A 19,927-nucleotide genomic window follows, 5' to 3' on the forward strand; every position below is an offset into this window, starting at 1 on the left:
GGCAAGCGCCATCACTGCTACGCTGCATGCCCTTTCATGCAATGGATGGCAGCCCCTTCATGCAGATCAGCGAACAGCTGGTGCTGATCACCGGCGCCGGCCGCGGCCTTGGCCAGCACATCGCCCGCGCGTTCGCGGCGCAGGGTGCGCGCGTCATCGTCAACTACCACCGCAGCGAAGGCCCCGCACGGGCGCTGGCCGCCGAGCTGGGCGGACAGGCGATCGCGCTGCCGGCCGACGTCACCGACCGCAGCCAGGTCGATGCAATGCTGCAGCACGCCCTGGCCCACTTCGGCCAGGGCGTCACCACCGTGGTCAACAACGCGCTCGCCGCGTTCTCGTTCAATGGTGATGCCCGCGATGGTGCCGCCACCATCGGCTGGCCGGCCTTCCAGGCGCAGTTCGAGGGCAGCGTGCGCGGCGCGCTGAACACCGTGCAGGCCGCCCTGCCCGGCATGCAGGCCCGCCGCTTCGGCCGCATCATCAACATCGGCACCAACCTGTTCCAGAACCCGGTCGTGCCCTACCACGACTACACCGCCGCCAAGGCCGCGCTACTGTCCCTCACGCGCACGCTGGCCGGCGACCTCGGCCCACATGGCATCACCGTGAACATGCTGTCCGGCGGCCTGCTGCGCACCACCGATGCCAGCGCTGCCACGCCGGAGGCAGTGTTCGACTACATCGCCGCCAACACGCCACTGCGCAGCGTTACCACGCCAGCAGAATTCGCCGATGCCGCGCTGTTCTTCGCCAGCCCCTGGTCGCGCGCGGTGACCGGGCAGAACCTGGTGGTCGATGGCGGGCTGGTGCGGGACTGAGCCAATGCGCATTTCCGAGGTCAGCCGCCTGACCGGCGCCAGCGCCAAGGCCATCCGCCTGTACGAGGCGCGCGGGCTACTGCCGCCGGTGCCTCGGCTGAACCGCTATCGCGACTACAGCGAACAGGATGTGGCCTGGGTGCAGCTGATCCGCCAGGCGTTGGCGCTGGGCATCACCCTGGCCGCGATCTCCCGCCTGCAGGGCCGCGACGGACGGCTCGACTGGCCCGCGGTGCTGGCCCTGCTTGAGCAACAACGCAGCCGCATCGCCAGCGAGCGGGCACGGCTGGCGCAGGTCGAGCTGGACCTGCAGCAGGTCAGCGACGAGCTGCGGCAGTGGCTGCACTCCGGTAGCGGTGACTGCATCCCGGAACCCAGCGGCTGCGCCGCTGGTCGTTGACTCTGCCCCAAGGGCATAGCCCAACCTCGCGCACTTTCCATTGCCCGAGGTTGCCGTGTCCCGTTCCATCCTGATCCTGCTCGGCCATCCCGACCGCGACAGCCTGTGCGGTGCCCTCGCCCAGCGCTACGCCACCGCCGCCGAGAATGCTGGCCATCGGGTGCGCCTGATCGCACTGGTCGAACTCGAGTTCGATCCGGTGCTGCGCCATGGCTACCGCCAGATCCAGCCGCTGGAAGCCGACCTGCAGGACACTGCGGATGCGATCGAGGCCTGCGACCATCTGGTGCTGGTCTATCCCACCTGGTGGGGCGCGATGCCGGCGCTGCTGAAGGGCTTCTTCGATCGCGTGCTGCTGCCGGGGTACGCCTTCCGCTACCGGCGCGATTCAGTGTGGTGGGACCGGCTGCTGGCCGGTCGCAGCGCACGGGTGATCACCACGCTGGATACGCCGCCCTGGTATTACCGCTGGATCTACCGCGACCCGGGCATCACCCAGATCCGCGCCACTATTCTGGAATTCTGCGGCATCCGCCCGGTGCGGGTCAGCCGACTCGGTGCGGTGCGCAGCAGCTCGCCGGAGCAACGCAACCGGTGGCTGGCGTTGGCAGCGGAGCTGGGCTCACGGGCCAACTAGCTGGAAGAGCGTGCGAACCAAGGTTCGCACCCACCTGGAGCGTTCGCACCCACCTGCGGCGCTCGTTGCGGGTGTCGCGTTTGCCAATTGACCGTCAGGCACTGCGCCTCAAGGCTGTGGGCCCTTGTTACGGCCCAGGCAAAGCCCATGAAATCCTCGACCGTCTTCAGCAAGTGCGCCAGGAAGACCGGCTTTGCCGGGACGTCGACGACCCGCTACCGCTTGCTGGATGCCGCGCTGCTTGTCGTGAATCACCAGCGCGCCAGCGAAAGCCGCGGCTTCTATGTGAATGCTGGACTCTACTTTCCGGAACTGCTCGCGTATCCGCTCGCGCCTGACGATCTTGAAACGGCTTTCCGGTACCGCTCCAGCATCCCCACGCCCCATGTCGACTGGCGGATCGAAGAAACGCCGGGCCTGCGCCGGACCTTCATCCAGCAGGATCTTGAAGATCTGCTGGAGGCCGGTAACCGCGACGCGTTGAAGGCCCTGCTGCTCGATGCCCTGGCCGACGTGGCGGGTTTCGCGGCAGCCCATGGGAACAGGGAATCGGTGCGGCGATTGAACCGGGACGGGAGCTTCCGGGCAATCATCCGCAGAGAAGTCTGAACCCCGAGAGCGTGCGAACCAAGGTTCGCACCCACAGGGCGAAGGTTCGCACCCACAGGGCGAAGGCCCGCACCACCGGCTGAAGGTTCGCACCCACCGGCCGGCCGCCGTCGAGCATGGCTCGACGCTACTTCTTGGTCGGCCCGCAGCTGTCGCAACCGCCACAGGCACCACCACCGCCCGTTGCCGGCGGCGCGATCTTCCGCCCCAGCGCCTGCAGCCAGGCGGCGCGGCCCGGCTTCAACAGGGCCAACGCCAACGCACCGCGCAGCGTGCGCACGGTGCCCGGGAACTGCTTCTTCAGCACCACCCAGGCACTGACCAGCACAGCCACCGCGATGATCAGGTACTGGATCAGCAGGCCGGTATCCATCAGCCGCCTCCCAGCGCCCTGGTCACCTGGTAGGTGATCAGTGCGGCCACATAAGCCGCTGCGAACAGGTAGAACGCGGCAAAGCCCATCTGCTTCCACGAATTGGTCTCGCGCTTGATGGTGGCCAGCGTCGAGATGCACATCGGGGCGTAGATGTACCAGACCAGCAGCGACAGCGCGGTCGCCAGCGACCAGCCATCGCTGATCAGCGGGGTCAGCGCCTGGCTGGCGGCATCGTCATCGGCGGCCGACAGCGCATACACGGTGGCCAGCGAAGACACCGCCACCTCGCGCGCGGCCAGGCCCGGGATCAGCGCGATGCAGATCTGCCAGTTGAAGCCCAGCGGCGCGAAGAACACCGCCATCGCATGGCCGATCTGGCCGGCGTAGCTGTAGTCGATGGCTGGCATCGTGGCGTCGGCCGGTGCCGCCGGGAACGACAGCAGCACCCACAGCAGGATGGTCAGCGCCAGGATGATGCCGCCGACGCGCTTGAGGAAGATCATGCCGCGCTCGTACAGCCCCACCGCCAGGTCGCGCACATGCGGCAGGCGGTACGACGGCAGCTCCAGCATCAGCGGGTGCTCGCTCTTGTCGCGACGCCACTTCTTCATGATCCACGACATCGCCAGCGCGCTGAGAATGCCCGCCGCATACAGGCCGAACAGCACCAGGCCCTGCTGGTTGAACACGCCCCACACCGTCTTCTGCGGAATGAACGCACCGATCAGCAGCGCGTACACCGGCAGGCGCGCCGAGCAGGTCATCAGCGGCGCCACCAGGATCGTGGCCAAGCGGTCACGCGGGTCCTGGATGCTGCGCGTGGACATGATGCCCGGCACCGCGCAGGCGAAGCTGGACAGCAGCGGGATGAACGAGCGGCCGGACAGGCCGGCGGCCGCCATCATGCGGTCGAGCAGGAACGCCGCACGCGGCAGGTAGCCGGACTCCTCCAGCACCAGGATGAAGAAGAACAGGATCAGGATCTGCGGCAGGAACACCACCACGCCGCCGACGCCTGCGATGATGCCGTCGGTCAGCAGGCTGGCCAGCGGGCCTTCCGGCAGCACGCTGCCAACAAAGGTGCCGAGCCAGGCGAAGCCAGCCTCGATGCCGTCCATCAGCGGCGTCGCCCAGGCGTACACCGCCTGGAAGATCAGGAACATCACCATCGCCAGGCTGACCAGGCCGAACACCGGGTGCAGCAGCCAGCGGTCCAGCGCGTCGTCGATCTTCGCGGTCCGTGCTGGCATGCGCACGGCGACTGACAGGATCCCGCGCACCTTGGCGTGGTAATCGATGCCACTTTCCGGGCCCGGCACCGGTGCATCCAGGTGCGGCACCATCTCGTCCAGGCGCTCGACCAGGGCCTTGGCGCCCTGCTTGCGCACCGCCACGGTCTCCACCACCGGCACGCCCAGTTCGCGCTCCAGCGCGGCCACATCCACCTGGATGCCGCGGCGCTGGGCCGCATCGACCATGTTCAGGGCCACCACCATCGGCTTGCCCAGCTCGCGCAGTTCCAGCGCGAAGCGCAGGTGCAGGCGCAGGTTGGTGGCGTCGATCACGCACAGCAGCACGTCCGGCGCGGCCTCGCCCGGGTAGAAGCCCCGGCACAGGTCACGGGTGATTGCCTCGTCCAGGCTGGCCGGATGCAGGCTGTAGGCGCCCGGCAGGTCGAGCACGGCGAATTCACGGCCGGACGGCGCGCGCAGGCGGCCCTCCTTGCGCTCGACGGTGACGCCGGTGTAGTTGGCGACCTTCTGCCGGCTGCCGGTCAGCTGGTTGAACAGCGCGGTCTTGCCGCTGTTGGGGTTACCGACCAGCGCGATGCGCAGGGGGGCGGTGGCAGCGATTGCGGTCATGCACGTCGTTCCTGGCTGGCGGCGTCGACCACGACCCGCTTGGCTTCACTGATCCGCAGCGCGAACCGGGTGAACCCGACCTGCACCAGCAGCGGCTCGCCGCCCACCGGGCCCTTGGCCACCAGGCGCACTTCCTCGCCGTTCACGAAACCCAGCTCGCGCAGGCGACGGGCAATGGCATCGTTGGCATGCAGGTCCTGCACGGACTCGACCACGGCCGAGGTGTGCAGCGGCAGTTCGGACAGCGTCATCTAGCGTGTTCTCTGCTGGATGTAAATGGTTCTCGATTCTAACATTCCCGCGTCGCGTCATGGCCCATGACCAATGGCCCGCTATGATCCATACAGGTATGGAGTGACCCTGGAATCCCATGAACGATGCTTTGCAGATCGAGCGCCGTGGCGCCGTCCTCACCCTCTGGCTGAACCGGCCGGAGCTGCACAACGCCTTTGACGCCAGCCTGATCGCCCGGCTGACCGCCGCGCTGGAAGCCGCCGGCCGCGATGATTCGGTCCGGGCCGTGGTGGTGGCCGGTCACGGCGCCTCCTTCTCGGCCGGTGCCGACATGCAGTGGATGCGCGGCATGGCGGCGGCCAGCGAAGCCGACAACCGCGAGGACTCGCTGGCACTGGCACGGCTGATGCGCACCCTGGACGAGCTGCCCAAGCCGACCCTGGCCCGGGTCCACGGCGCGGCCTTCGGTGGCGGCGTCGGCCTGGTTGCCTGCTGCGACATTGCCATCGCCAGCACCTCGGCCCGCTTCGGCCTGACCGAAAGCCGCCTTGGCCTGCTGCCGGCGGTGATCTCGCCTTACGTGATCGAGGCCATCGGCCCGCGCCAGGCGCGGCGCTGGTTCGCCACCGGCGAGCACTTCGACGCCGATACCGCACTGCGCATCGGCCTGGTCCACCAGCTGGTCGAGCCCGAGCGCCTGGACGAAGCGCTGGAGCGCCAGCTGGCCCTGCTCGACAAGGCCGGCCCGATCGCCTCGTCCACCGCCAAGCAGCTGGTCCGGCAGGTCCGCGACAGCGATGACCGCGATGCGCTGGATCGGGACAATGCCGCTCTGATCGCGCGCCTGCGGGTGTCCGCCGAAGGCCAGGAAGGCCTGGGTGCCTTCCTCGACAAGCGCGCCCCCCATTGGGTCACGGAAGCCTGAACATGCTCGATCATCTTGGTTTGACCAGCGCCGACCTGGCGCGCAGCAAGACCTTCTTCCTGCAGGCGCTGGCGCCGCTGCAGATCGGCGTGGTGATGGAAGTGAGCGCCGAACAGACCGGCGACCACGACCACATCGGCTTCGGCAGCGACGGCAAGCCGTTCTTCTGGCTCGGCAATGGCGGCACCGCCAGCCACGGCGTGCACGTGGCCTTCGCCTGCGCCAGCCGCGCGCAGGTGGACGCCTTCCACGCCGCCGCCCTCGCCGCCGGTGGCCGCGACAACGGCGCGCCGGGCCTGCGCCCGTGGTACCACCCGGATTACTACGCCGCCTTCGTGCTCGACCCGGACGGCAACAACATCGAAGCGGTCTGCCATCGCCCCATCGGTGAGGTGGCTGCATGAGCGACTACGTCCGCATCGTCGAGGTCGGCCCGCGTGACGGCCTTCAGAACGAAAAGCAATCGGTGTCCACCGCCGACAAGATCGAACTGATCAACCGCTTGTCGGCCACCGGCCTGCGCAGCATCGAGGCGACCAGTTTCGTCAGCCCGAAGTGGATTCCGCAGCTGGCCGATGCCGCCGAGGTCTACGCTGGCATCCAGCGCCGGCCGGGCATCCACTACCCGGTACTGGTGCCGAACGAACAGGGCTACGACCGCGCCCGCGCGGTGGGCGTGGAGGAAGTGGCGGTGTTCACCGCTGCGTCCGAGGCCTTCAACCGCACCAACACCAATGCCGGCATCGACGAATCGCTGGCCCGGTTCGAGCCGATCCTGCGCCGCGCCGCCGCCGATGGCGTGCGCGTGCGCGGCTACGTCTCCACCGTGCTCGGCTGCCCCTACCAGGGCGAGGTGCCGCTGGCCGACGTGGTGCGGGTGGCGCGCGCGCTGCACCAGATGGGCTGTTACGAAATCTCGCTGGGCGACACCATCGGCGTCGGCACCCCACGCAAGGCACGGGCGATGCTGCAGGCGGTCGCTGCCGAGATCCCGATGGAAGCCTTGGCCGTGCACTTCCACGACACCTACGGCCAGGCCATCGCCAACATCGCCACCTGCCTGGAAGCAGGCGTGCGCGTGGTCGACAGTGCAGTCTCGGGCGCCGGTGGCTGCCCGTACGCGAAGGGGGCCAGCGGCAACGTCGCCAGCGAGGACGTGGTCTACCTGCTGCAGGGCCTGGGCCTGGACAGTGGCGTGGACCTGCCGGCACTGGCCGAGACCGGCCGCTGGCTGGCCGGCCTGCTCGGCCGCGCCACCGCCAGCCGCACCGGCCAGGCGCTCGCAGCGACCGGCTGAGCACCCCGCTGCGCCGCTCCCGCTCGGGCGGCGCAGCGCACAACGGCGACGGTCACCGCTTCCGTTAGAATCGGCGGTTCTCGAACCTGCAGGACCGTGCAATGCAGCTGTCTTCCGTACGTGCCGTGATCACTGGCGGCGTCTCCGGCCTCGGCCTGGCCGTGGCCCAGCACCTCGTCGCCCAGGGCGGCAAGGTGGCTCTGTTCGACCTCAACGACGACAAGGGTGCAGCTGCCGTTGCCGGGCTGGGTGCCGACAAGGCCCGCTATTTCAATGTCAATGTCAGCGATGAGGCGGCCGTGGCTGCAGCCATCGACCAGGCCCACGATTTCCTCGGCGGCCTGAACGTGGCGATGAACTGCGCCGGCATCCTCGGCGCCGGTCGCGTGCTCGGCAAGGAAGGCCCGATGCCGCTGGCCGGCTTCCAGGGCACGGTGATGGTCAACCTGGTCGGCAGCTTCAACGTCGCCAAGGCCGCGGCCAACCGCATGCAGCACAACGACGCCGGCGAAGACGGCGAGCGCGGCGTGATCATCAACACCGCCAGCATCGCTGCCTATGAAGGACAGATCGGCCAGGCCGCGTATGCGGCCAGCAAGGGCGGCGTGGTGTCGATGACGCTGCCGATGGCGCGCGAGCTGTCGCGCTTCGGCATCCGCGTCAATACGATTGCTCCTGGCGTGTTCTGGACGCCGATGGTCGATGGCATGCCCGAAGCCGTGCAGCAGTCGCTGGCCGCCTCGATCCCGTTCCCGTCGCGCCTGGGCAAGCCGGAAGACTTCGCCAGCCTGGTCGGCTTCATCCTCGGCAACACCTACCTCAACGGCGAGACCATCCGCCTGGACGGCGCTACCCGCCTCGCTCCGAAGTGATTCCCCCCGGGCGCCGGGACGGCGCCCTCCCCCAACGACCTAGATCACCATGAAAGCCAACGACATCAAGAAGGGCAACGTCGTCGAGTACAACAACGGCGTGTACCAGATCCGCGACATCGAGCGCAGCTCGCCGCAGGGTCGCGGCGGCAACGTCCGCTTCCGCTTCATCATGTACAGCGTGCCGGGCGGCAACAAGCTCGACGCCAGCTTCGATGCCGACGACAACCTGGTCGAGGTCGAACTGCTGCGCCGCCAGTCCACCTATTCGTACAAGGACGGCGATGCCTTCGTGTTCCTCGATGACGAGGACTACACCCCCTACACCCTGGACGCGGACGTGATCGGCGATGACGCTGGCTACATCACCGACGGCCTGACCGGCATCTACGTGCAGGTGATCGACGAGCAGCCGGTGGCGATCCAGCTGCCGGCCTCGGTGGTGCTGGAAGTGATCGAGACCCCGCCGGAACTGAAGGGCGGCACTGCCACCAAGCGCCCGAAGCCGGCCAAGCTCAACACCGGCATCGAGATCATGGTGCCGGAATACATCGTCAACGGCGAACGCGTGCTGGTGAACACCGCCACCGGCGAATTCGCCGGCCGTGCCGACTAAGCGCCTTGCGCTGATCGGCTGCCTGTCCCTGCTTGCGGCGTGCTCGCCGCAGGCAGCGGGCAGCGCATCGGATGTAGCGATCGTGTAGAGCCGAGCGTGGGCTCGGCTCTACAGAAGGCTTACGGCTGCTTCGCGCCAAAGTTGCCGCAGCCGTGATACTGGCGGGTGCCGATGGTCAGGTTCACCTTGGCATCGAACGCCTCGCCGCTCATGTCGTCCTGGCAGGTGGTGCGCTGGAAGCTGAGCTTGACGTCGGTACCGTCGGACGCCTTGCCACTCCAACCGTCAGCACCTTCGGTGGGCGTGGCGACGTCCAAGCGACGCTCGCCATAGTCAACTTCAACCTGGAGGCCCGGCGCGTCGCCATCGACGACCGCCAACCAGCCCGGCTCGTTGCCCGTGGCGCGGAACGCGGCCGTGCCCGCGCTGCCATCGCCTTCGGTCGCTTCGACCGCATGGCACTCGCGGTCCGCCTCGCCCTTCAGGCTCAACAGGCCGTCATCGCTGCCCTTGGTCCAGAAGCTGTTGCCCTGGCCATCACCGTACTTGGCACCCGACGCCGCACGTTCGGAGGTCATGGCGAAGGTACGTTCGCCGATCACCACCGTGGCCGCATCCTCGCCATTGAAGGTCGCGCGCACGCTCAGATCACCACACTGGTACGTGGTCTGGCTGCCGGTACCGGCGCTGGTGCTGGCAGCCGGTTCGGGCGCCGCCGGCGGCGCGGCATCGGTGCCGCCCGCAGCGGGTGCCTGGGCCGGCTGGCACGCGGCCAGCACCAACCCGAGCGAGGCTGCCAACAGACTGGGAACTACACGCATGGCTCGACTCCTTGTCGACACTACAGAGACCTTCGACCCTACCACCTGCCGGTGAGCGCGGCCTGAAAGCGGCCTGACCGTACTCACGCGGCCAGTACCGCCATCGACAACAGCTGCGCACCGCTGCCGCCGGAACTGCAGGTCCAGACCCGCAGCAGGCGCAGCTTCACTTCACGCTCCCGGCCCTGCCGCCACACGGACAACCGCACGTCGCTGGACAGCAACGCCAGGCGGCCACACAGCAGCGTCTCCACCGCGTGCAGCTGCAGGCTTCGCACCTGCAGGCTGCCGGCCAGCCAATCGCCCAGCCATGGCAGATCGAGCATGCGGCCGCCGTGGCCTTCCATCATGAACAAGGCCGGCGATACCAGCGCGTTCAACGCATCGTGGTCATTTTCCAGCAGCGCCGCGCACAGGCGCTGCTCCAGCGCCATCAACTGTTGCTCATGCAGATCTTCAACGATGTTCCGTTCCATCCACGGTTCCTCCCGGCATCGGCCGGCGCCTGCGCAGGCGCTGCGCGATCCACTGCCGCGCGCCCTGCACCACTACATAGAAGACCGGCACGAAGAACACGGCCAGCACGGTCGCACTGACCATCCCGCCGAACACACCGGTTCCAATCGCCTGCTGGGTTTCCTTCGACGCGCCCTGCGCCAGCATCAGCGGCACCACGCCCAGCGCGAATGCCAGAGAGGTCATCACGATCGGGCGCAGGCGCAGCCTGGCTGCCTCCAATGCCGCCTCGACCAGGCCGCGCCCCTGCTGCTGCAGCTGCCGCGCGAACTCGACAATGAGGATCGCGTTCTTCGCAGACAGCCCGATCACGGTGATCATGCCGACCTTGAAGAACACATCGTTGGGCATGCCACGCAACAGCACCGCGGCGACCGCACCGAGCAGGCCGAGTGGCACCACCAGCATCACCGCCAGCGGAATCGACCAGCTCTCGTACAGCGCCGCCAGCACCAGGAACACCACCAGCATCGACAACAACAGCAGCCACGGCGCCTGCGCCCCCGACTCACGCTCCTGCAGCGACTGGCTGGTCCACTGCAGGGCAAAACCGGACGGCAGCTTCCCGGCCAACCGCTCCATCTCCGCCATGGCCTGGCCGGTCGACACGCCGGAGGCCGGTGCGCCGGACAGATTCAACGCCGGGAAGCCGAGGTAGCGCTGCAGCTGCAGCGGCGCCTCGGTCCAGTTCGGGGTCACCAGTTCCGACAACGCCACCATGCCGCCCTCGCTGTTGCGCACGTACAGTTTCAGCACGTCCTCCAATTCCATGCGATGCGGCGCGTCGGCCTGCAGGATCACCTGCTGCAACCGGCCCTTGTTGGGGAAATCATTGACGTACTGCGAGCCCATCGCCGCTGACAGCGTGCTGCTGATGTGCTCGAAGCCCACGCCCATCGCCTCGGCCTTGGCACGATCAATGTCCAGCCGCACGCTGATACCTGCCGGCAGGCCATCGGCATGCACCTCCGACAGCAGCGGACTGGCCTCGGCCAGCTTCAGCAGCTGCTGCAGGGCTGCGCGCAGCTCGGCCTGGCTCTGCCCGGTACGCGCCTGCAGGGCCAGCGAGAACCCGGACGAACGGCCCAGGCTGTCGATCGCCGGCGGCATCACGCTCATCACCTCACCCTCGGCAACCGTGGCCATCGCCTGCTGCGCGGCCTCCACCTCGCCGGCCGCGGTGGCGCCAGCACGCTCACCCCAGTCCTTCAGCATGGTGTAGGTCAGCGCCGCGCTCGGGCCGGAACCGGAGAAGCTGTAACCGAGGATCGACTGGTTGGAGCCGATGCCCGGGCGCGAGGCCACGTGCCGTTCGTAGGCTTCGACCACCGCCAGCGTGCGTTCGGCGGTGGCTTCGGCCGGCAGCTGGATCGAGGTCATGAAATAGCCCTGGTCCTCATCCGGCAGGAACGCGCCCGGCAGCCAGTGCAGGCCCAGCAGCAGCGCCGCCACCAGCGCGGCGAACACGCCCATCACCCGGCCGCTTCGCTGCAGCGCGGAGGCCACGCCACGCTGGTAGCGCCCGGTCAACGCCTCGAAGCCACGATTGAAGGCGCCGAACAGCCCGCCACGACCATGATGGCCGTGGGTGTTCGGGCGCAGCAGGGTGGCGCACAGCGCCGGTGTCAGGCTCAGTGCCAGCAGCGCCGAGAACAGGATCGACACCGCCATCGCCACGGTGAACTGGCGGTAGATCGCGCCCACCGAGCCGCTGGCCAAGGCCATCGGAATGAACACTGCGGTCAGCACCAGGGTGATGCCGATCACCGCGCCGGTCAGCTCGCGCATCGCCTTGATGGTCGCCTCGCGCGGCGGCAGGCCCTCCTCGGCCATGATCCGCTCCACGCCCTCGACCACCACGATCGCGTCGTCGACGATGATGCCGATCGCCAGCACCATGCCGAACATGGTCAGCACGTTGATCGAGAAGCCCAGCGCCAGCATCACCGCGAAGGTACCGAGCAGCGCGATCGGTGCGACCAGCGCAGGAATCAGCGTGTAGCGCCAGTTCTGCAGGAACAGGTACATCACCGCGAACACCAGCAGCATCGCCTCCAGCAGCGTCTGCACCACCTTCTGGATCGAGATCTTCACGAACGGCGCGGTGTCGAACGGGATGCTCGCCTCCACGCCGCGCGGCAACAGCGGCGCCAGTTCCGCCATGCGCTCACGGACCGCCGACGCCGTGCGCACCGCATTCGCGCCCGGCCGCAGCTGCACCCCGGCGGCGGTGGCCGGATGGCCATCCTCGCGGGTGCCCCAGGCATAGCTCTGCGCGCCCAGTTCGACGCGGGCGACATCACCCAGCACCACCCGTGAACCGTCGGCCCCGGCGCGCAGTACGATCGCCGCGAACTGTTCCGGCGTGGACAACTGGCCGTCGGCGCTGAGCGGCACGGTGATGCGCTGGCCTGGAACACCCGGCGAATCACCGATGCGCCCCGGCGAGATCTCCAGGTTCTGCTGCTCGATGGCAGTGGCCACATCGCCCATGGTCAGGCCGTAGCCGGTCAACCGGGTCGGGTCCAGCCACACGCGCATCGCCTGCTCGGCACCGAACAACTGCACGCGACCGACGCCATCGATGCGGCGCAGCTCTTCGATGATGTTGCGCGCCATGAAATCGCCCAGCGCGGCCTCGCTGACGCTGGCATCCGGCGAACGCAGGCCGACCAGCATCAGGAAGCCGGAATCGGCGGCCTCCACGAACAGGCCGTTCTGCCGCACGCTGCGCGGAAGGCGCGGCTCGATCGCCTTGATCCGGTTCTGCACGTCCACCTGGGCCAGTTCCGGATTGGTGCCGGGCTTGAAGGTGGCGGTGATCGAGGCTTCGCCGGAGGTGTCCACCGACGATTCGAAGTAAAGCAGATGCTTGACGCTGGACAGCTCGCGCTCGATCAGGCCGACCACCGCATCGTTCAACGTCTGCGGGCTCGCACCCGGGTAGCTGGCATAGATGCTGACGCTGGGCGGCGCGACCGCCGGATAGCGCTCCACGGCCAGGCGCGGAATCGCCAGCGCGCCGGCCAGGATGATGAAGATCGCCAGCACCCAGGCGAACACCGGGCGATCGATGAAGAAACGTGCCATGTTGGATTTTCCTGGAGGGGCTGTCCCGGGAAAGGCTCAGCCCTTGCTGCCGGCCTGCACCGCACCGGCGCTGGCGACCGGCTTCTGCCAGTCGCGCGCATCGACCACCACGCCTTCCTGCAGGCGCTCCTGGCCCTCGACCACCACTTTCTCGCCGGCCTTCAGGCCCGCGCGCACCAGCCACTGGCGATCGACGCTGCCGTCCACCTCCAGCGTGCGGATCACCGCCCTGCCGTCGGCGCCTATCACCCAGGCATAGGCCTGGCCACCGGCGCTGCGCAGCACCGCCTGCTGTGGCACGGTCATCGCGCTGGCCGGGGCACCCCGCGGCACCCTCGCGCGCACATACATGCCGGGCAGCAGCTGCCGCCGCGGGTTGTCCACCAGGATGCGCAGGATCACATCACCCGTCCGTGCATCGACATTGATACCGGAGAACAGCAGCTGGCCACGCTCGGGCAGCGGCTTGCCGGCGGCACCGATGATGGTCACCGGCAGCTTGTCGCCGCCGGCCGCACTGCGCTGCAGCGACTCCAGCTGCGCCGCCGGCTGGCGCACATCCACGTAGACCTGGTCGATCTGCTGTACCACGGCCATCGGCTCGGCATCGGCCACGCCGACCAGCGCACCTTCGGTCACCAATGCCTGATCGATACGACCGGCAATCGGTGCGCTGACCGTGGCATAGCGCAGGTCGAGCTGGCGACGGGACAGGATCGCGCGCGCTTCATTCACTGCCGCGCGTGCCTGCTCGTACTCGGCGCTGGCGTCGTCCCGATGCTGCTGGCTGACCGCCTGCGCGGCAGCCAGGGCGTGCAGGCGCTGCGACTGCACGCGACTGCGGCCCAACGCCGCCTCACTGCGCTGCAGTGCGGCCAGCGCCGAATCGACGTCGGCCCGGAACGCTGCCGGGTCAATCTGGAACAAGGCCTGGCCTGCCCTGACTTCCGCCCCCTGGTCGAACAGGCGCCGCTGCACGATGCCGCCCACCTGTGCGCGGATCTGCGCGGTGCGCACCGCCGCGACGCGGCCTGGCAGTTCGTCGTCACGTTGCACCACCTGCGGGCCGACGCTGATCACGCTGACGCGCGGCGCCGCCTCGGGGGTGGCTTCGGGAGTGGAGCAGGCCGTCATGGCCAAGGCGAGGGCCGCGATCAACGCGACCGGAGTCCTGAAGGTTCTCATTGCTGTGCACAATGCCGCGCAGGCGGCGGATAGGTTCTGAAGCGCGCAGTCTGCGTGGCGATGATGGGGTTTCGATGGAGGAACTGTGGAGATACGATGGAGGCAAGCACCTTACGGCCCCGCCCCTGCATGCATGCCTCCCCTGCCCTCGCCGCCCTCGTCCTGATCGTCGAGGATGAGGCCGAGATCGCTGACATTCTCTGCGCCTACCTGGAACGCGAAGGACTGCGCACGCTGCGCGCCGCCGATGGCCACAGCGCACTGGACCTGCACCGCAGCGCCCGGCCCGACCTGGTCCTGCTCGATGTGCAGCTGCCGCGCCTGGACGGCTGGAGCGTGCTGACCCAGCTGCGCCAGCGCGGCGAGACGCCGGTGATCATGCTGACCGCACTGGACCAGGACCTGGACAAGCTGACCGCGCTGCGGATGGGCGCTGATGACTACGTGGTCAAGCCCTTCAACCCGGCCGAGGTGGCCGCGCGCGTGCGCGCCGTACTGCGGCGCACGCTGCGCGCCGCGCGCGTGGACGCACCCACCGCGTTGCGCGTCGGCCCGCTGCTGATCGACTCGGCCACCCACGCGGTGCACGTGGAGGGCGAAGGCTACAGCCACGAAGTGCTGCTCACCCTCACCGAGTTCAAGCTGCTGCACTGCATGGCGCTGGCGCCGACGCGCATCTTCAGCCGCAGCGAGCTGATGCACGAATGCCTGCCGGAAAGCGAAGCACTGGAGCGCACCGTCGACAGCCATGTCAGCAAGCTGCGCCGCAAGCTGGATGAAGTGGGCATGGTCAACGTCCCAGCCAGCGTGCGTGGCGTCGGCTACCGGCTGATGGCCGATCGCTGATGCCCTCCCTGCGCCGCTCCGGGCTGAGCCGCCACATCATCGTTTCGATGTCGCTGATGGTGATCGGCGTCATCGTGATGATGATCCTGTCATCGTGGCTGCTGTACGCGGTGCTGGTCGAGTTCTTCCCCGGCAGTGCCGAGGAGCCGGAAAGCTGGCTGCCGACCGGCCCGGAACTGGCATGGATGGTGGGCGTGATCCTGACCGGGCTGGCGCTGGCCATCGCCGCCTCGTTCCGCCTCGCCCACCGCATCCTGTCGCCGCTGAATTCACTGGTGGACAGCGTGCGTGCGCTCGCGGGCGGCGACCTGGGTGCACGCGCCAGCGTCGAGGAAAATTCGCCGGGCGAAGTGGCGACCCTGGTCGAGGACTTCAATGCGATGGCGCGCCGCCTGCAGCACATGGAGAGCGAGCGCGCGATGTGGCACGCGGCCATCGCCCATGAGCTGCGCACGCCGGTGACGATCCTGCGTGGCCGCCTGCAGGGGCTGGCAGAGGGTGTGTTCCAGCCAGACGAGTCGCAGTTCCGCAGCCTGCTGGCCCAGGTCGAAGGGCTGTCACGGCTGATCGAGGACCTGCGCGTGCTGAGCCTGTCCGACAACGCGCGGCTGGACGTGCGTCGCGCGCGCACCGACGTGGTGGCCGAGGTGCATTCGGTGATGACCCTGGTCGATCCGCAGTTCCGCGCCGCCGGCTTCGTGCTGGAGCTGGAAACCAGCCGCGAGGAACACAACGCGCACTGCGACCCGACCCGCCTGCGCCAGGCATTGCTGGCGCTGCTGGAGAACGCGCGGCGCTATGCCAGCCCGGGCAAGGTGCGGATTGCAGTGCATGACACGCCCGGCCACGTGCAGGTGGCGATCGAAGACGAGGGTCCGGGCATCGACCCGGAACTGCATGCGGATATCTTCACCCCGTTCATGCGTGGCGACGGTTCGCGCTCGCGCCAGGGCGGCGGCAGCGGGCTCGGCCTGGCGGTGGTCAAGGCCATCGCCGACGCGCACGGTGGCCGCGTCTACTGCAGCCCGGGCAGCGCCGGCGGCAGCCGCTTCGTCATCGAACTGCCGCGCCAGTAGCCGGGCGGGCTGCCTGCGTACGCAGGTGTGCACCGAGTGCGGCCAGATTGGCGTCGATCGCATCCATTTCCTCGCGTTGGCGGATCGGCAGCTGCTGGCGCAGCTGGACGCGCAATGCCTGCCACGCCGGGACCGCCTGCGCACTGGCAGTGGCCACGGCCGCGGACAGCAGCGCCTGCTCGTCGCCCAGAGGCAATCCATAGCCGTCATCCTGCAGCAGCGTCCCCGGGCGCAGCCACTGCCCGCTCTGTTCCAGCAACCCGCGCAGGCTGCGCGTTTCAGCGCTGTCCGGTGCGGCCAGCAGCTGCCGCTTGAGCACATCGCGTGCGCGCAGCTCGGCGCGCCGCTGCGCGGCCTGTTCCAGCAGCAACAGGCCGGCGCTGGCACGCAGGTCACCCTGCAGCAGCCACGGTGCGCGTTGCTGTGCAGGCAGCTTCAACCAGCCGCGCACATCACGAGCGGGCAAGGCCAGCTGGGCCGCGGCCACTGCGAACAACTGCTGGTAATGGTCGCGCGCCGAGGCGAAGTAGTAGCCCTGCGCCTGCGCTGCAGTGCGGTCCGCCAGTACCCTCTCGTCGAGCACGTCCAGCCGCACCAGTCGCCGCTTCAGGCCGCGCGGGCTCAGTTGGGCCAGGCCCGCCTCGCCAAGGCGCGGCACCCCGGCCTGCAGCAGCTTGGCGGTTTCCACCGCGCAGTTGTTGCTGACGAAGTAATAGCGCCCGTCATAGCTCCAGTGCACCTGCGCGGTGCGCTCGAGCAGGCTGGCGATTTCGCTGCGGCCCAGCTGCAGCGGCAGCGACTGCAGCCCGCGCAGCTCGACCTTGGTGTACTCGTCCACCACCTGCTGCAGGGGCAGCACGAACAGCCGCGACGGATAGCCGCCGGTCAGGCCACGCCAGTTGGATATCTGCACGTCGCCCACGAACGCGCGGAACGACAGCACGCGGTGGTACTCCAGGTCCAGGCGGCAGTCCGGCCCAGGTACGCGGCCCGGCTTGCAGACCACCAGCCGCAGCATGCTGTGGCCCCAGCGACTCATCGGCTGCGCACTGCCTTCGGCGAACAGGTAGTCCACCGCGTAGACGCGCGCCGGGTCGAGCTGCAGCAGCGATGCAGCGCCCTCCTCCGATTCGGCCTGCAGCAGGGGCAGCGTCGTGGCGCACCGCGGCTGTGGCAGCGACGGTGGCGTTCCGAAATGCGCCTGGTACCACTGCGCCAATGCGGGCCGCCGGCAGGCGAACTCGCCGTCGAGGACGAAATGCTCGGCATTCACGGCCAGGTACTCGGCCGGGTTCGTCAGTTCATAGACATCCGGGCTGCGATCACGGAAATCGTTGTCGCCCCGGCCGAGGTGCCAGGGCTTGCGCTGCCAGCCCGCAAGGTCACGCCATCGCACGCTCTGCGACCAGTTCGCACCGCCACGGTCGGCGACGTGGGTCAGTTCATGCACCAGCGCACTGCGGCGCGCACGGCGGTTGCCGGGCATGCCGTCATCCAGCAGGGTGCGGCGCAACGTAATGCGGCCGGCGAAAGCGCGCCCGTGCACCTCGGCGGGAAGGTCATCACTCCAGCGCACCTGCACCTGAGCCGGCAAAACGCGCAGCAGGCCTTCCGGCAGCAGGGACTGCACGTCGGCCAGGGTCTGGCTGGCGAGCTGCTGCTGCGCCGGATCGAGACCGGAGGGATCGAGCTGCAGCCGATCAGCCGCGTGGACGGAAGGGATGAGCAGCCATGCCAATGCGGCGATCCACCCGCACCGCCCGTTGTGCTTCCGTAGAGCCGAGCCTTGCTCGGCTGCTGTTGCGATCCGGGTGCGCCGGGCATCCAGCCGGGCATGGCTCGGCTCTGCAGAAAGCGATGACGCCGAGGTCATGCAGCCCGCATCAACGTGCCAGCAGCGCGCGGGCCAGTTCCAGGTCGCTCTGCTGCTGTGCGGCAGCGCTCTGCTCGCGCAGGTGGACCAGCGCGGCCTGCAGGCGGGCGCCACGGATCTGGCCGTCGCTGGCGACGAACGCAGCGGCATCGTCGTGCGCGGCCCGCACCACCTTGTCGTCGCCCGAGCTGCTGCCCGAGGAACCGGAGGAGGCACCGGTCGCCGAACCGGCCGAGGTGCCAGCGAAGCTGGAAGCGAAGCCGGCCAGCGGCAGGGACAGCAGGGCGAGCAGCAGGAGCGGACGGGTCATCGGTTCGAAGCCGGTTGTGAAGGTGCGTGGAGCGTAACGGGTACGTGAAGGATTTGCCCGGCTCAGGCGTCGAACAGCTTGCCGGGATTCAGCCGCGCTTGGGGATCGAACGCGCGTTTGACCGCCTTCATGAGCGCGATCTCGGCGGGGCCGCGGGTGCTGTCCAGGTAGCCCTTCTTGACCAGTCCGATGCCGTGCTCGGCCGAGATGCTGCCATCGAAGCGGGCCAGCACCTGCGCCAGCAGCTTGGTCACGTGCTCGCACTGCGCCACGAAGTCGGCGTCGCTGGTGTCGTCCGGCTTGAGCACGTTGATGTGCAGGTTGCCATCGCCGATATGGCCGAACCAGACCACGTCGAAGTGCGGGTAGGCCTGCCCGATCAGTGCCTGGGTCTCGGCCAGGAACGCCGGCATCGCCGAGATCCGCACCGAGACGTCATTCTTGTAGGGCTTGTAGCGCGCCAGCGACTCGGTGATGCCTTCGCGCAGGCGCCACAGCTGGGCGGCCTGGGCATCGCTGGCACTGATCACACCGTCGCTGACCCAGCCGTTGCCCATGCAGTCCTCGAAGGCCGCCATCGCCGCGGCTTCCTGTGCCTCGTCGTTGGCCGCGAACTCGGTGACGACGTAGTACGGATGCACCTCGTCGAACGGTGCCTGCGCGCCATGCGCCAGCACGTGCTCCAGCGCCCGGTCGGTGAAGAATTCGAAGGCCTGCAGCTGCAGGCGCGCGCGGAACGCGGCGAACACCTGCATCAGCACCTCGAAGCTGGGTACTGCCAGCAGCATCACGTTGCTGGCCGGCGGCGGATCGGTGAGTTTCACTGTCGCCTCGACGATCACGCCCAACGTGCCTTCCGAACCGATCAGCAGCTGGCGGAAGTCATAGCCGCTGGAGTTCTTGATCAGGCCCTTGTTGAGTTCCAGCAGCTCGCCGCTGGCGGTAACCACCTTCAGCCCGGCGATCCACTCGCGGGTATTGCCATAGCGGATCACGCGGATGCCGCCGGCATTGGTGGCGATGTTGCCGCCGATCGTGCACGACCCGCGCGCAGCGAAGTCCACCGGGTAGATCAGGCCGTGGTCCAGCGCGGCGTTGTGCACGGCCTCCAGCGGCATGCCGGCCTGCACCACCAGGGTGCGATCGACCGCGTCGTAGGCCAGTGCCTTGTTCATCCGTTCCAGGCTGAGCACCAGCTCGCCGTTGGCGGCCACCGCGCCACCGGAAAGGCCGGTACGTCCGCCGGACGGCACCACGGCCACGTCCTCGCCCGCACTCCAGCGCATCACCACCTGCACTTCCTCGACCGTGGCCGGCAGTGCGATCGCCAGCGGCGCTGGCGTCCAGCGCCGGGTCCAGTCGCGCCCGTAATGCTCCAGGTCAGCCGGGTCGATCTTCAGCTTCAGGCCGGGACAGGCCTGCTGCAGCGAGGCAATGCGGGAATCGGTCATGACGGTCCAACGCGGTGCGTGAAGACGGGCAAGCGTGCCAGCGGTACGCGCCAGCGTCCAGCCCCGCAGCGATACAGATAGCTACGGATGCAACCAATTGCGCACTGCAC

The 19,927-nt window shown here is 68.5% G+C and carries 21 protein-coding genes; 11 read left to right on the plus strand and 10 right to left on the minus strand.

The window, feature by feature from the left end:
* Window positions 1-59: 59 nt before the first annotated feature.
* The 4 genes from VG556_RS02805 (at window position 60) to VG556_RS02820 (ending at window position 2,467) form a co-directional block, all read left to right on the plus strand.
* On the plus strand, window positions 60-821 hold the full coding sequence (locus VG556_RS02805) for a 3-oxoacyl-ACP reductase (protein WP_414614088.1): 762 nt from the start codon (window positions 60-62) through the stop codon (window positions 819-821).
* 4 nt (window positions 822-825) lie between these two features.
* Window positions 826-1,221 carry a MerR family transcriptional regulator gene (locus VG556_RS02810; protein WP_100449969.1) on the plus strand — a complete coding sequence of 132 codons (396 nt, stop codon included), beginning with the start codon at window positions 826-828 and terminating at the stop codon, window positions 1,219-1,221.
* 55 nt (window positions 1,222-1,276) lie between these two features.
* Entirely contained in the window at window positions 1,277-1,858 is a 582-nt protein-coding gene (locus tag VG556_RS02815) for an NAD(P)H-dependent oxidoreductase (protein ID WP_100449995.1), read from the plus strand.
* Between the two features lie 147 nt (window positions 1,859-2,005).
* Window positions 2,006-2,467, plus strand: coding sequence for a DUF4304 domain-containing protein (locus tag VG556_RS02820; protein ID WP_032959471.1), 462 nt, complete (start codon window positions 2,006-2,008; stop codon window positions 2,465-2,467).
* A gap of 127 nt (window positions 2,468-2,594) precedes the next feature.
* On the opposite strand, the gene VG556_RS02825 is transcribed toward VG556_RS02820, so the two are convergent.
* The 3 genes from VG556_RS02825 to VG556_RS02835 are packed head-to-tail and all read right to left on the minus strand — an operon-like array spanning window position 2,595 to window position 4,956.
* On the minus strand, window positions 2,595-2,840 hold the full coding sequence (locus VG556_RS02825) for a DUF6587 family protein (RefSeq protein ID WP_032959473.1): 246 nt from the start codon (window positions 2,838-2,840) through the stop codon (window positions 2,595-2,597).
* Entirely contained in the window at window positions 2,840-4,705 is a 1,866-nt protein-coding gene (gene feoB / locus VG556_RS02830) for a ferrous iron transporter B (protein ID WP_100449968.1), read from the minus strand. Before feoB ends, VG556_RS02825 begins: the two co-directional genes overlap by 1 nt.
* The gene (locus tag VG556_RS02835; protein WP_005416370.1) at window positions 4,702-4,956 is read right to left on the minus strand and encodes a FeoA family protein; all 255 of its coding nucleotides are present in this window, start codon (window positions 4,954-4,956) and stop codon (window positions 4,702-4,704) included. The genes feoB and VG556_RS02835 overlap by 4 nt, the downstream gene beginning before the upstream one ends.
* A 119-nt stretch (window positions 4,957-5,075) precedes the next feature.
* On the opposite strand from VG556_RS02835, the gene VG556_RS02840 reads away from it, so the two are divergent.
* The 5 genes from VG556_RS02840 (at window position 5,076) to yeiP (ending at window position 8,649) form a co-directional block, all read left to right on the plus strand.
* Window positions 5,076-5,864, plus strand: coding sequence for an enoyl-CoA hydratase/isomerase family protein (locus VG556_RS02840; RefSeq protein ID WP_100449967.1), 789 nt, complete (start codon window positions 5,076-5,078; stop codon window positions 5,862-5,864).
* Window positions 5,865-5,866: 2 nt separating this feature from the next.
* Entirely contained in the window at window positions 5,867-6,268 is a 402-nt protein-coding gene (locus tag VG556_RS02845; RefSeq protein ID WP_014646985.1) for a VOC family protein, read from the plus strand.
* Complete coding sequence (locus tag VG556_RS02850; RefSeq protein ID WP_049440083.1) at window positions 6,265-7,161, plus strand: hydroxymethylglutaryl-CoA lyase; 897 nt, start codon at window positions 6,265-6,267, stop codon at window positions 7,159-7,161. Before VG556_RS02845 ends, VG556_RS02850 begins: the two co-directional genes overlap by 4 nt.
* Window positions 7,162-7,262: 101 nt before the next feature.
* On the plus strand, window positions 7,263-8,033 hold the full coding sequence (locus VG556_RS02855) for an SDR family oxidoreductase (protein ID WP_014646983.1): 771 nt from the start codon (window positions 7,263-7,265) through the stop codon (window positions 8,031-8,033).
* Window positions 8,034-8,082: 49 nt separating this feature from the next.
* The gene (gene yeiP / locus VG556_RS02860) at window positions 8,083-8,649 is read left to right on the plus strand and encodes an elongation factor P-like protein YeiP (protein ID WP_005409468.1); all 567 of its coding nucleotides are present in this window, start codon (window positions 8,083-8,085) and stop codon (window positions 8,647-8,649) included.
* Between the two features lie 119 nt (window positions 8,650-8,768).
* On the opposite strand, the gene VG556_RS02865 is transcribed toward yeiP, so the two are convergent.
* The 4 genes from VG556_RS02865 to VG556_RS02880 all read right to left on the minus strand — a co-directional run bounded on the left by VG556_RS02865 (window position 8,769) and on the right by VG556_RS02880 (window position 14,261).
* On the minus strand, window positions 8,769-9,470 hold the full coding sequence (locus VG556_RS02865) for a COG3650 family protein (protein ID WP_111144305.1): 702 nt from the start codon (window positions 9,468-9,470) through the stop codon (window positions 8,769-8,771).
* An 83-nt stretch (window positions 9,471-9,553) separates the two neighbouring features.
* Complete coding sequence (locus VG556_RS02870; protein ID WP_049408771.1) at window positions 9,554-9,946, minus strand: nuclear transport factor 2 family protein; 393 nt, start codon at window positions 9,944-9,946, stop codon at window positions 9,554-9,556.
* Entirely contained in the window at window positions 9,927-13,076 is a 3,150-nt protein-coding gene (locus VG556_RS02875) for a multidrug efflux RND transporter permease subunit (protein WP_100449965.1), read from the minus strand. The genes VG556_RS02870 and VG556_RS02875 overlap by 20 nt, the downstream gene beginning before the upstream one ends.
* Before the next feature lie 36 nt (window positions 13,077-13,112).
* Window positions 13,113-14,261: an efflux RND transporter periplasmic adaptor subunit gene (locus tag VG556_RS02880; RefSeq protein WP_100449964.1), complete on the minus strand. Its 1,149-nt coding sequence runs from the start codon at window positions 14,259-14,261 to the stop codon at window positions 13,113-13,115.
* Between the two features lie 129 nt (window positions 14,262-14,390).
* Between VG556_RS02880 and VG556_RS02885 the strand changes: the two genes are divergently transcribed.
* Together VG556_RS02885 and VG556_RS02890 are read left to right on the plus strand one after the other, a co-directional pair.
* A complete protein-coding gene (locus VG556_RS02885) occupies window positions 14,391-15,107 on the plus strand; it encodes a response regulator (RefSeq protein ID WP_014646978.1) in 717 nt (238 codons plus the stop codon).
* Window positions 15,107-16,183, plus strand: a complete 1,077-nt coding sequence (locus tag VG556_RS02890) for an ATP-binding protein (protein WP_100449963.1) — start codon at window positions 15,107-15,109, stop codon at window positions 16,181-16,183. Before VG556_RS02885 ends, VG556_RS02890 begins: the two co-directional genes overlap by 1 nt.
* Here VG556_RS02890 and VG556_RS02895 read toward each other — a convergent pair.
* From VG556_RS02895 to VG556_RS02905, 3 genes are all read right to left on the minus strand, one after another.
* Complete coding sequence (locus tag VG556_RS02895) at window positions 16,161-17,921, minus strand: DUF4105 domain-containing protein (RefSeq protein ID WP_100449962.1); 1,761 nt, start codon at window positions 17,919-17,921, stop codon at window positions 16,161-16,163. The two genes, VG556_RS02890 and VG556_RS02895, sit on opposite strands and share 23 nt — an antisense overlap.
* Before the next feature lie 145 nt (window positions 17,922-18,066).
* Window positions 18,067-18,366, minus strand: a complete 300-nt coding sequence (locus tag VG556_RS02900) for a DUF2388 domain-containing protein (protein ID WP_100449961.1) — start codon at window positions 18,364-18,366, stop codon at window positions 18,067-18,069.
* A gap of 62 nt (window positions 18,367-18,428) precedes the next feature.
* Entirely contained in the window at window positions 18,429-19,817 is a 1,389-nt protein-coding gene (locus tag VG556_RS02905) for an FAD-binding oxidoreductase (RefSeq protein WP_423179971.1), read from the minus strand.
* Window positions 19,818-19,927: the final 110 nt, after the last annotated feature.

Origin of the sequence: Stenotrophomonas sp. CASM106, from assembly GCF_049384825.1 — a bacterium.
In the GTDB taxonomy this organism is placed as follows: domain Bacteria; phylum Pseudomonadota; class Gammaproteobacteria; order Xanthomonadales; family Xanthomonadaceae; genus Stenotrophomonas; species Stenotrophomonas muris.